Below are 9,705 nucleotides of genomic sequence, written 5' to 3'. Positions count from 1 at the left end.
GAACGACTAGTGCTTGCCGTTCGCCCTGGGCGCTCGGCGCCCCGGCGTGAACCCCGTCTGACGTTCCACGGTCTCGTGCAACTCCTGTTCCCGTTCGGCCATTCCCGCGCGCACTTCGGCCCCGAAGGACCCGATGGCGCCCGCGAGCTCGCGCAGGCCTTCGCCCACGTTAGCCCCGATGCCGGCCGGAGTCGCCTGCTTTGTCACCTCGGAGGCCTTCTTCGCGGCGAAGAGACCGGCCGCGGCGCCGAGCCCGAACCAGAAGAGGCGGCTCATCGCGACCCCCGCCTCGGACGGCGCTTCGCGTGCTTGTTGGGCTGCTCGGCGGCCTTGCGGCGCGCCTTGACGGCCTTGCTGACGCCGTAGGACAGCGCCGCGGCCTTCACCAGCGGACCGCCGAGGGTGGCGGTGAACAGGCTGGTGAGCGCGGAGACGTTGCCCGTGACGGCGCGCGCGTTGGCGGTGATGCCGTCGACGCGCTCGAGCTGCGTGTTCACGTGCGTGAGCGTCGTGTTGGCCTCGGTGAACAACGGGTCCGTGTTCTCGTGGGCCTTGCGCATCGCGATCGTCGCTTCGTCGAAGAAGCGCGCGGCCTTGAAGGCCGGGATCGCCAGCAGCAGCACGAGCAGCACGAAGGCACCGGCGGCGAGCCACCCTGGCGACACGGATCCTCCTGGTGAACCGGTGTTCTGGCTTGGATTGGGGATGAGGTTACCGGGTGGGTCCGACACCCAGCTGATCGGCACCGATTGTTGATCTTCGAAGGCTGGACCGCGACTCCGGACGACCGCCCGCGATGCGGGAGTGTGAGGAATGCTCATTGACGCATCGCGGTCACACGCTGTGAAATACCCGTCACACAGGGCTTGACACCGCAGCCTCGCGCCCTGGAACCCGTGCGATCCCCAGTGATGCAGGAGGCCTTCGTCGTGAAGCCGGTGTCGCACCTGGACTCCTACCGCAGGCACACCAGGGCGGAGGCACCCCCGGTGCCGGACCTGGGCGACCCCTGGGAGGCCAGGCTCGTCCGCCCGGACGGCCCCGACCTGCACCTGGTGCACCGCTGGAACCAGGCGCCGCACGTGGCGGCGTTCTGGCGGCGGGCGTGGACCGTGCAGCAGTGGGAACGCCGGCTCGGCGAGCACCTGGCGGGCGACGACGTGCGGCCGTTGCTGGTCGGCTGGCACGGGCGCCCGGTGATCTACGCCGAGCTGTACCGGGCGGCCCGCGACGCGCTCGCCCAGTGCTACCCGGCGCGGCCGCACGACCTGGGGCTGAACCTCGCGGTCGGCGAGCTCGCGCTGACCGACCGCGGGCTGGTGCGCTCGCTGCTGCCCCGGCTCACCGACGCGCTGTTCGAGGCCGACCCGCACTGCACGCGCGTCGTGGTGGAGCCGGACGTGCGCGACGTGCGCGCCATCAGGTCGTTCGAGGCCGGCGGGTTCGTGGCGGCGGACGAGATCATGCTGTCCGGCAAGCTCGCGCTGCTGATGGTCTGCAAGCGCTAAAACGCCGTGATGTCCTGTGGTGCGCGTTCCTTGCGGCTGAGCGCGCGCACCACGTCGATGGCGCGGTGCTTGTTGAGCGCCATGCGGGTCAGCAGGTCGATCACCGCCTCGTTCACGGGGCGCGGGAACTCCGGCGTGTCCACGCCGACGCTCACCGCGAGGTCGTCGGAGTGCACGACGAGCTCCATCAGCCGGGTGAGCAGGTACTCGTCCAGCGACACCGCCCACGGACCCCAGTGCGGCATACGCACCGGGCGGTTCTCGCTGCCGGGCAACGACTTCTCCAGCTCGGCGAGCGTCCGCCCGAGCTCGTCGCACAGCGCCGCGTGGCCTTCCGCCGCGAGCTTCTCGCCGCCCGCGCGGATGCGGGTGTGGAAGTCGGACTCGACGTCCAGCTCGGTCCAGCCCGCTCGCGCGTAGTGCTCCATCAGCGGTACGACGGGCTCGTCGCCGACGGGCGCGGAGATCATCGACGGCAGCGGCAGGGCCTGGTAGGCGACGTGGCCCGCGAGGCCGCTGACGCCGAACTCGGGCAGGGCGCTGGGGGTGTTCCAGTGCCGCGCCACCTCGTCGTGGCGCAGGAGGTCGAGCGCGATGCGGGCCGTGGTCAGGAAGTCTTCTCTGATCGTCACCGCGCTGAAGCTACGCGGGCCCAGAGGCGTCCAGATCAGAGGTGCGCGTCGTAGAAAGCGGCGAGCCGGTCCACGGCGGCGTCGACGTGCTCGGGCACGTCGTACATCTCGTAGTGTCCCGCGCCTTCGACGACCATCAGGTCCACCGGGTTGGGCGCCGTCTTCCACAGCCGCATGCCGGCGTCGTAGCTGCCGGTGTTGCCGATGCGCCCGGCCAGCACCACCTGCAGCGGCTGGGTCATCAGCGGGTCGACGAGGTGGAACGGGTCGTAGCCCAGCAGCAGCGCGTCGCCGCGCGCGAGGCGGCGGTTCGTCGAGTGCTCGCTGCGGCCGCGTTCGGTGCGGTAGTAGGTGATCGCCTGGGTGGTGTCGACGTCGGTCGGGCCCGCCTCCTGCAGGGTGTCGGGCAGCCAGTTCAGGCGGGTCAGCTCGCCGGTGCGGTTCTCCTCGGCGCGCGCGGCGGCCATGGCGTCGAGCGCGGCCACCGGGCCGTCGGGCTGGAAGCCGCGGAACGCCTCGCCCATGTCGGTGGCGACGACGGTGCCGACCGCCTTGATGCGGTGGTCCGTGCGCGCGGTGTGCACGGCGTAGCCGCCGCCGGCGCAGACGCCGAGGACGCCGATGCGGTCCGGGTCGACGCCGGGAACCGTGCTCAGCGCGTCGATCGCGTAGGAGATGTCCTCGCCGCGGCGGTACGGGTCTTCGAGGTCGCGCGGTTCGCCACCGCTGCGCCCCTGGTGGGCGGGGTCGAAGACGAGGGCGGTGAGGCCGCGGGCGGCGAGGCGGGACGCGTAGTTGGCGCCGATCTGCTCCTTCACGCTGCTGCCGGGCGTGGACAGCACGACGGCCCGCGGCGTCACGCCGTCGTCGGGCAGGTGCAGGTCGGCCGCGAGCTCGATCGGCCCGCGCGGGATCGTCAGGTGGCGCAGCACCGGGTCGTTCCCTTCGGTATTGTTCAACAACACGACTAGTACATAAGTGAACTAGTTCCAAACGGTACCACATCGGGAGAGCCATGCCGGTTGACGCCGCCGAGCTGTGGACGCTGAACCACCGCCTGCTGACCGTCGTCCTGGACGCCTGCACCGCCGAGCTGACCGCGCTCGGCCTGGACCCCAAGGAGTTCTTCGTCCTCGCCGAGGCACCGAGGTCGCCCTACCCCGCCGAGCTCGCCGCGACGCTGGTGATCCCGAAGGCCACCATGACGGTCTACGTGCGCAACCTCGTCGCGAAGGGGTTCCTGCGCCGCGAGATCGACGACGCGGACCTGCGGCGCCACCGGCTCGTGCTGACCGCGCAGGGCGAGGCGGCGCGGACCCGTGCCCTGGCGGCGCTCGCGGCGGAGTTCGACCGCAGGCTGGCGAAGCTCGCGGCGCGGGACCGCACCGAGCTCCAGCGCATCCTGCTGGAGCTGCTGGACTGACGTCCGTGCGGCGATGATGGGGTGTGGACGCAACCAGGGACCCGGTGGTGCGGGACGCACGGCTCGACGACGTCGCGACGATCCGCCGGTTCGGCGAGGTGCACGTCCCGGCGCACTACACACCGTTGATCGGTGACGAGGCGGCGCGCACCCAGGTGGCGACGTACTGGAACGACGAGCGGATCAGCAGTGCGGTCGCGCACGGGCTCGTGGTCGTGGCGGAGCACGAGGGGCGGATCGTGGGCGTCGGGCAGCGGGGGCGCCGGGACGACGACCACGTCATCTACAAGCTCTACGTCGCCCCCGAGCTGCGTGGTCGCGGCATCGGGCCGCGGTTGATCGACGCGCTCAGCGCGCACATCGACGCGGACGTAGTCCACATCGAGCACTTCGCCGAGAACGTGCGGGCGGGCGCGTTCTACGAGCGCGAGGGCTTCACGGTCGAACGTGTCGAGGACGGCATCGTGTGGCGGTCGCGGCCGCTCACTCGCCCCTGATCACGCGGCGCAGCTTCGGCAGCCGCTCCGACACCGCGCGTTCGGCGCCCCGGCCCGTCGGCTCGTAGTAGTCGCGGCCCACCAGGTCGTCCGGCGCGTACTGCTGCGTCACCACGCCCTCCGGGACGTCGTGCGGGTACCGGTAGCCCTGCGCGTTGCCCAGCTTCTTCGCGCCGGCGTAGTGACCGTCCCGCAGATGGGCCGGCACGGCACCGATCGCGCCCTTGCGGACGTCCTCGATGGCGCCGTAGATGGCCGTGGTGACGGCGTTGGACTTCGGCGCGGTGGCGAGGTGGATCGTGGCCTGCGCGAGGTTCAGCGCGCACTCCGGCAACCCGATGAGCTGTACGGCCTGCGCCGCGGCCACGCACGTCTGCAACGCCGTCGGGTCCGCCATGCCCACGTCCTCGCTGGCGTGGATCACCAGCCGCCGCGCGATGAACCTCGGGTCCTCCCCCGCCTCGATCATGCGGGCGAGGTAGTGCAGGGCCGCGTCGACGTCCGAGCCGCGGATCGACTTGATGAACGCCGACGTCACGTCGTAGTGCTGGTCGCCGTCGCGGTCGTAGCGGACCGCCGCCTTGTCCACGGTGGACTCCAGCAGCGGCAGCGTGATCACGCCGCCGTTCGACGCCAGCGCCGAGTCGGCCGCCGCCTCCAGCGCCGTCAGCGACCGGCGCGCGTCGCCGCCCGCCAGCCGGATCAGGTGGTCCTCCGCCTCGGGCTCCAGGACGACGGACCCGCCGAGCCCGCGGTCGTCGGACACCGCGCGCCGGATCACCGACCGCACGCCGTCGTCGGTCAGCGACTTGAGCTGCAACACCAGCGACCGCGACAGCAGCGGCGAGACCACCGAGAAGAACGGGTTCTCCGTCGTGGCCGCGACCAGCAGCACGATCCGGTCCTCGACGGCGCCCAGCAGCGCGTCCTGCTGGGTCTTGGAGAAGCGGTGGACCTCGTCGATGAACAGCACGGTCGACTCGCCGGAGCGCACCAGGCGGCGCCGGGCCTCGTCGATGACCGCCCGCACCTCCTTGACGCCCGCGGACAACGCCGACAGCGCCACGAAACGCCGCCCGGTCGCCTTGGAGACCAACGTCGCGAGGGTGGTCTTGCCGGTGCCGGGAGGGCCGTAGAGCATCACGGACGCCGGGGTGGCGCCCTCGACCAGGCGGCGCAGCGGCGCGCCCGGCGCGAGCAGGTGGTCCTGACCGACGACCTCGTCCAGCGCGGCCGGGCGCATCCGCACGGCCAGCGGGGCGTTGGCCGCGATGCGCTCGGCCTTCTCCTCGTCGGTGGCGCCGAAGAGGCCGTCGTCGAACAGACCTTCGCTCATGCGTTCGAGCCTAGTTGACGTGCAGAAGTGCTGAGGCACGGCGTTCGAGCCCAGTTGACGTGCGGAGGCGCTGAGGCACGGCGTTCGAGCCCTGGAGCGTGTGGGAGGATCGCGTTCCGTGCCCATCCCCCGCGCCGTGCTGCTCGCCGGACCGTCCGGCTCCGGCAAGTCGACCCTCGCCGCCCACCTCGGCTGGCCCGTCCTGCGCCTGGACGACTTCTACCGCGACGGCGACGACCCGCTGCTGCCCCGCGACGAGCACGGGCGCGCGGACTGGGACGACATCCGGTCGTGGGACGCCGCCAAGGCTCTCGCCGCGGTCGTCGAACTGTCGGAGACGGGAAAGGTCGAGGCGCCGGTCTACTCCATCAGTGCCGACCGCGCGGTCGGCACGCAGACGATCGAGCTCGGCGACGCGCCCGCGTTCATCGCGGAAGGGCTCTTCGCGGACCTACTGGTGGCGGGAGCGCGCGAGGCCGGGGTGCTCCGGGACGCCGTCGTGCTCGCCCCGAGCCCGCCGATCACGTTCGTCCGCCGGTTCGCCAGGGACGTCGCCGAGGCCCGCAAACCGGTTCCGACGCTGGTCAGGCGTGGTCTGAGGCTGATGCGCGAACAGCCGGAGGTGATCAGGAGGTGCGTGGCCGCCGGCATGCGCCGCACCACGCCGGCCAGGGCGCGGACCGAGCTCGTTTCGTGATCAGCTTGATCTGTGGCGAGGGCTCTGATCTGGCAGGATCCCGCTCACACCACGACCGGGAGTAGCCGCTATGTCCGAAACGCCCGGCTGGTCCTCACCAGACCAGCAGCCGAACCAGCCGCAGCAGCAGTACGGCTACAACGCGCCGCCTCCGCCGGGAGCACAGCCGTCGATCAAGCCCGGTGTGATCCCGCTGCGGCCGCTGGCCGTGGGCGAGATCGTGGACGGCGCGGTCACCACGATGCGCCGCTACCCGAAGCTGATCATCGGCGCGGCCGCCGTCGTCGCCGCGGTCACGCAGATCCTCGGCCTGCTGGCGCAGCTGCCGTTCCTCGACGACCTCACCGCGCTGGCCAGGCTCGACCCGAACGCGGTGACGCAGGAGCAGGCGGTCGACCAGCTCCGCGACTCGTTGGTCGGCTTCTTCAGCGGCACGTTCCTGGGCGTCATCCCCCTGCTGCTCGGCACCGTGTTCCTGTCCGGCTTCGTCACCGTCGTGGTGGGCCACGCCGTGCTGGGCGAGCCCGTGTCGTTCGCGCAGGCGTGGGAGGAGTTCAAGCCGCGGCTGCTGCCGCTGCTCGGCGCGACGCTGCTGTCCGGCCTCGTCATCTCCGTCGGCCTGGTCTTCTGCGTCATCCCCGGCATCTACCTGTACGTGATCTTCGCGCTCGTCACGCCCGCGCTGGTGCTGGAGCGCTGCGGCGTCGGCAAGGCGTTCGGCCGCTCCAACGCCCTGGTCAAGGGCGCCTGGTGGCGCACGTTCGGCGTCCTGCTGCTGGCCGCCGTGGTCAGCGCGGTGATCAGCTGGATCGTCAGCCTGCCGTTCGGCCTGCTGGGCGCGGCGGCCACCGGCTTCAGCGCCGACCCGGCGGCCGCCCTGAGCATCGGGTCGCTGGTCCTGTCGACGATCGGCGCGATCATCGCCTCGACGATCACGCTGCCGTTCAGCGCCGCGGTCACCGTGCTGCTCTACGTCGACCGCCGGATGCGCGCCGAGGGCATGGACATCGAACTCCAGCGGGCCGCGGGGCATGGCGGTAGCTGACGTACCGGTAGATCTCGGGCGGGACGAGGCGCGGGAGGCGGCCGCGCGGGAGCTCAGCGACCCCGCGTACGTCTCCGACGACCCGAACCCGCTGGAACGCGCCATCGACTGGGTGCTGGACCGCCTCGGCGAGCTGTTCGCCGGGGCGGGTAGCGTCAGCGGCATCACCGCCGTCACCGTGCTCGTCGTGGTCGTGGTGGTCATCGTGGTCGTCCTTCGTCTCCGCATCGGGCGCACCGCCCGGTCGCTTCGGTCCGGCGCGAAGGTGTTCGGCACGTCGGTCCTGACCGCCGCCGAGCACCGCGCCGCCGCCGAACGCGCGGCGGAGGCCGGCGACCTGGCCGAGGCCGTGCGCGAACGGTTCCGCGCGGTGGTGCGCGAGCTGGAGCAGCGCGGCGTGCTCGACGCCCGTGCCGGGCGCACCGTCGACGAGGTCGCATCCGAGGCGGGACAGGCCCTTCCGGCGCTGGCCGGTGACCTGCGCGGCGCGGCCGTGCAGTTCGACGACGTCTGGTACGGCGGCCGTCCCGCGACCGGCGAGGGCTACCGGCGGCTGGTCTCCGTCGACGACAGGGTGCGCGGATGACGGCGGTCTCCCCCGACGCCCGGCGGATCTGGACGGCGGCCCGCGGTCCCCTCCTGATCGGCGTGATCATCCTCTTCACGGCCGTCGTGCTCACGTTGCTGCGCGGCACCGGCGAGGGCGGCTCGCTCGACCCGCGGTCGTACCGGCCGGAGGGCAGTCACGCCGTCGCGCGGTTGCTGGAGCAGAACGGCGTGCGCGTCGAGCTGACCGACGACGCGTCCTCGGTCGAGGGCGCGACGCTGTTCGTGACGCAGCCCAACCTCATCGACCCGGCCCGGCTGGCCGACCTGAGCCGCCGCGCCGCCGCCACGGTGCTGCTGGCGCCCGCGGGCGGCGTGAACCGGGTGGAGCCCGAGACCCGGCAGCCCGGCTGCGCGCTCGCGGCGAAGGCCGGGGCGGCGACCACCGGAGGGTTCGTCTACGAGGGCGAACAACGCTGCTACGACTCGACGTTGGTGCGCACGGGCACCGTGACGACGATCGGGTACGGCGCGATCTTCACCAACCGCGACCTCGACTCCGAGGGCAACGCGGCGCTCGCGCTGTCGTTGCTGGGTCAGCACGACCGGCTGGTCTGGTACGTGCCGTCCGCGGCGGACCGGTCGCAGCAGAAGACGCTGACGGACCTGGTCCCGGACGGGTGGAAGTTCGGCGCGCTGCAGCTCGGCGTCGCCGCCGTGCTCCTCGCGCTGTGGCGGGCGCGGCGGCTGGGCCGGGTGGTGCCGGAACCGCTGCCGGTCGTGGTGCGCGCCGCCGAGACCGTCGAGGGACGCGCCCGGCTCTACCGGCGGTCGCACGCCGCCGGGCACGCGGCCTCCGTGCTGCGGCAGGCGGCGCGCGACCGGCTGACGCCGCTGCTGGGGCTGCCCGCGGGCGAGGACCCGTCCGGCGAGATCGCCCGCAGGACGTCGCGTTCCACTTCCGACATCAGGACTTTGCTCTATTCCGAGGAACCGGTGGACGACCGGGGGCTGGTCGCGCTGGCGTCCGAGCTGGACGCACTGGAGAACGAGGTTCGCAAGGGATGACTGTCACCACTGAGGAAGCACGCACGGCGCTGGTGGCGTTGCGCACGGAGATCGGCAAGGCCGTGGTGGGCAACGACGCCGCGGTGACGTCGTTGATCCTCGCGTTGCTGTGCAAGGGGCACGTGCTCCTGGAGGGCGTGCCGGGCGTCGCGAAGACGTTGCTGGTGCGGGCTCTCGCGCGGGCGCTGGACCTGTCGACCACGCGCGTGCAGTTCACGCCGGACCTGATGCCCGGCGACCTGACCGGCTCGCTGGTCTACGACGCGCACAACGCGGCGTTCTCGTTCCGCCAGGGCCCGGTCTTCACGAACCTGCTGCTCGCCGACGAGATCAACCGGACACCGCCGAAGACGCAGTCCGCGCTGCTGGAGGCGATGGAGGAGCGGCAGGTGTCGGCCGACGGCACGACGCGGCCGCTGCCGTCGCCGTTCATCGTCGTGGCGACCCAGAACCCGGTCGAGTACGAGGGCACCTACCCGCTGCCCGAGGCGCAGCTGGACCGGTTCCTGCTGAAGGTCACCATGCCGGTCCCGGCGCGGGAGCACGAGATCGACGTCCTGTCACGGCACGCCGCCGGGTTCGACCCGCGCGACCTCTCCTCGCTGTCGCCGGTGGCCGGTGCGGCGCACCTGGAGGCCGGTTCCGCGGCGGTGCGGTCGCTGACCGTGGCGCCCGAGGTCATCGCGTACGTCGTCGACGTGTGCCGTGCGACGCGCGAGTCTCCGGCGGTGCGTCTGGGCGTTTCTCCGCGTGGCGCAACGGCTCTGCTCGCCGTGGCACGCGCGTGGGCGTGGCTGTCGGGCCGTGACTACGTGACGCCCGATGACGTGAAGGCGCTGGCACGGCCCGCGTTGCGGCATCGGCTGGAGCTGCGTCCGGAGGCCGAACTGGAGGGCGTCACGGCGGACGGCGTGCTCGACGGCGTGCTCGGCGCGGTCCAGGTGCCGCGCTGA

13 protein-coding genes are annotated in these 9,705 nt (G+C 72.1%); 8 read left to right on the top strand and 5 right to left on the bottom strand.

Translation table 11 applies throughout. The features are described from left to right. Positions 1-6: 6 nt before the first annotated feature. Both VF330_RS11970 and VF330_RS11965 read right to left on the bottom strand, forming a co-directional pair. On the bottom strand, positions 7-276 hold the full coding sequence (locus VF330_RS11970; protein WP_330851619.1) for a hypothetical protein: 270 nt from the start codon (positions 274-276) through the stop codon (positions 7-9). Continuing rightward, complete coding sequence (locus VF330_RS11965; protein ID WP_330851618.1) at positions 273-665, bottom strand: DUF948 domain-containing protein; 393 nt, start codon at positions 663-665, stop codon at positions 273-275. Before VF330_RS11965 ends, VF330_RS11970 begins: the two co-directional genes overlap by 4 nt. Positions 666-896: 231 nt before the next feature. On the opposite strand from VF330_RS11965, the gene VF330_RS11960 reads away from it, so the two are divergent. Next, positions 897-1,508: a GNAT family N-acetyltransferase gene (locus VF330_RS11960; protein WP_330851617.1), complete on the top strand. Its 612-nt coding sequence runs from the start codon at positions 897-899 to the stop codon at positions 1,506-1,508. On the opposite strand, the gene VF330_RS11955 is transcribed toward VF330_RS11960, so the two are convergent. Both VF330_RS11955 and VF330_RS11950 read right to left on the bottom strand, forming a co-directional pair. Continuing rightward, the gene (locus VF330_RS11955) at positions 1,505-2,140 is read right to left on the bottom strand and encodes a maleylpyruvate isomerase N-terminal domain-containing protein (protein ID WP_330851616.1); all 636 of its coding nucleotides are present in this window, start codon (positions 2,138-2,140) and stop codon (positions 1,505-1,507) included. The genes VF330_RS11960 and VF330_RS11955 overlap by 4 nt on opposite strands. 35 nt (positions 2,141-2,175) lie before the next feature. Then, positions 2,176-3,072: an alpha/beta hydrolase gene (locus VF330_RS11950; RefSeq protein WP_330851615.1), complete on the bottom strand. Its 897-nt coding sequence runs from the start codon at positions 3,070-3,072 to the stop codon at positions 2,176-2,178. Between the two features lie 83 nt (positions 3,073-3,155). On the opposite strand from VF330_RS11950, the gene VF330_RS11945 reads away from it, so the two are divergent. Both VF330_RS11945 and VF330_RS11940 read left to right on the top strand, forming a co-directional pair. Then, the gene (locus VF330_RS11945) at positions 3,156-3,563 is read left to right on the top strand and encodes a MarR family winged helix-turn-helix transcriptional regulator (protein WP_330851614.1); all 408 of its coding nucleotides are present in this window, start codon (positions 3,156-3,158) and stop codon (positions 3,561-3,563) included. A 23-nt stretch (positions 3,564-3,586) separates the two neighbouring features. Beyond that, on the top strand, positions 3,587-4,060 hold the full coding sequence (locus VF330_RS11940; protein WP_330851613.1) for a GNAT family N-acetyltransferase: 474 nt from the start codon (positions 3,587-3,589) through the stop codon (positions 4,058-4,060). Here VF330_RS11940 and VF330_RS11935 read toward each other — a convergent pair. Continuing rightward, positions 4,047-5,396 (bottom strand): replication-associated recombination protein A, encoded by a 1,350-nt coding sequence (locus VF330_RS11935; protein WP_330851612.1) that lies wholly within the window; start codon positions 5,394-5,396, stop codon positions 4,047-4,049. The genes VF330_RS11940 and VF330_RS11935 overlap by 14 nt on opposite strands. Positions 5,397-5,514: 118 nt before the next feature. Here VF330_RS11935 and VF330_RS11930 point away from each other — a divergent pair, with 118 nt between their 5' ends. The 5 genes from VF330_RS11930 (at position 5,515) to VF330_RS11910 (ending at position 9,705) form a co-directional block, all read left to right on the top strand. After that, a complete protein-coding gene (locus tag VF330_RS11930; RefSeq protein WP_330851611.1) occupies positions 5,515-6,093 on the top strand; it encodes a uridine kinase in 579 nt (192 codons plus the stop codon). Positions 6,094-6,163: 70 nt separating this feature from the next. Then, positions 6,164-7,138 (top strand): hypothetical protein, encoded by a 975-nt coding sequence (locus VF330_RS11925; RefSeq protein ID WP_330851610.1) that lies wholly within the window; start codon positions 6,164-6,166, stop codon positions 7,136-7,138. Next, positions 7,125-7,724 carry a DUF4129 domain-containing protein gene (locus VF330_RS11920; RefSeq protein ID WP_330851609.1) on the top strand — a complete coding sequence of 200 codons (600 nt, stop codon included), beginning with the start codon at positions 7,125-7,127 and terminating at the stop codon, positions 7,722-7,724. Before VF330_RS11925 ends, VF330_RS11920 begins: the two co-directional genes overlap by 14 nt. Beyond that, positions 7,721-8,752 (top strand): DUF4350 domain-containing protein, encoded by a 1,032-nt coding sequence (locus VF330_RS11915; RefSeq protein ID WP_330851608.1) that lies wholly within the window; start codon positions 7,721-7,723, stop codon positions 8,750-8,752. Before VF330_RS11920 ends, VF330_RS11915 begins: the two co-directional genes overlap by 4 nt. Then, positions 8,749-9,705: a MoxR family ATPase gene (locus VF330_RS11910; protein ID WP_330851607.1), complete on the top strand. Its 957-nt coding sequence runs from the start codon at positions 8,749-8,751 to the stop codon at positions 9,703-9,705. The genes VF330_RS11915 and VF330_RS11910 overlap by 4 nt, the downstream gene beginning before the upstream one ends.

The organism is Lentzea sp. (assembly GCF_036380075.1).
In the GTDB taxonomy this organism is placed as follows: Bacteria; Actinomycetota; Actinomycetes; order Mycobacteriales; family Pseudonocardiaceae; genus Lentzea.
This window is presented reverse-complemented; position numbering and strand designations above follow the sequence as displayed.